Here is a 1,014-nt window from a genome sequence, read left to right on the forward strand (position 1 = left end):
GATCAGGCCAGTGCACGGCCTCGTGGTCGCACAAGTGGATGCGTTCTTCGTGCACTTCGCCGAGGCGGACTGCCGTTGCAGGTAGTGCAGCCGTGCCGGGCAGGCACAGTCACTGCTCCAGGCACGGCCGGTGTGCGGGCGCCATGGAAGGCGATGGTGGTCCAGCCGGGCGCGGACGAACGAAGGCAGACCCACCAGCGGCACCGGATCAGCTTCCTGCCGGTCGGCGCCCCTGCACAGACCGGCCGCACTGCACCCACGAAAACCCGGTCGCCGGCCGGGGCTCCCCGGACGCAGAGAAGACCAACTGGCGGCGGCCTGTGAGGCAAGGTGTCGCTCCGCGCCCGGCAGCGCCGGCCTGGCCGCCGAGCGGACCGGCGGACGGGGCAACCGTCACGCAGGGACGCCGAGCGGCGGGTGCTCGAGCACCCGGGGCTTGTACTCGACCAGCTGGATGCCGCCGTCAAAGGTGCGGTGTTCGATCATCTCCAGGGCCACGTCCGGATAGCCGTCGTAGATGCGTTCGTCGCCCGTGGCCCCAGTGATCACCGGGAACATCCCGACCCGGAAGCGGTCGACGAGTCCGGCTCGCAGCAGGGACCGGCACAGGCTGAGGCTGCCGATGGTGCACAGGAGCCCCGATCCGCTCGCCTACATGGCGCGGACCTCCTCGACTGCGTCGCCGCGGACCAGCCTGGAGTTGGCCCACGTCAGCGGCTCCTCCAGCGAGGAGGAGAACACCACCTTGGAGGCTTGCGTGAGCCCGTCGACGGACGCCTCTTCCTCGGGCCGGAACTCCTCTTGGCCATCGGGGACCTCGCCTGCGGCGAAGCCGGACATCAGGCGGTAGGTATTCGCTCCCATCAGGTAGGTGACCGGGGGTTGCTCTCCGAGCCAGGCAAGGTACTCCGGGCCCTCAAGGCCCCAGAAGCCGGGCCATCCCTCCCCTGACGCGTAACCGTCGAGGGAGGTGATGAAGTCGACGAGAAGCTCCGACATGGCAGTGTCCTACCT

Annotated in this window: 1 pseudogene; it reads right to left on the reverse strand. The window is 69.2% G+C overall.

The annotated features are described in order from the left end of the window. Positions 1-393: 393 nt before the first annotated feature. A pseudogene (locus tag ACQKIP_RS48145) lies at positions 394-999 on the reverse strand (dihydrofolate reductase family protein). Positions 1,000-1,014: the final 15 nt, after the last annotated feature.

This window comes from Streptomyces sp. NPDC059900 (assembly GCF_050270335.1).
Lineage (GTDB): Bacteria > Actinomycetota > Actinomycetes > Streptomycetales > Streptomycetaceae > Streptomyces.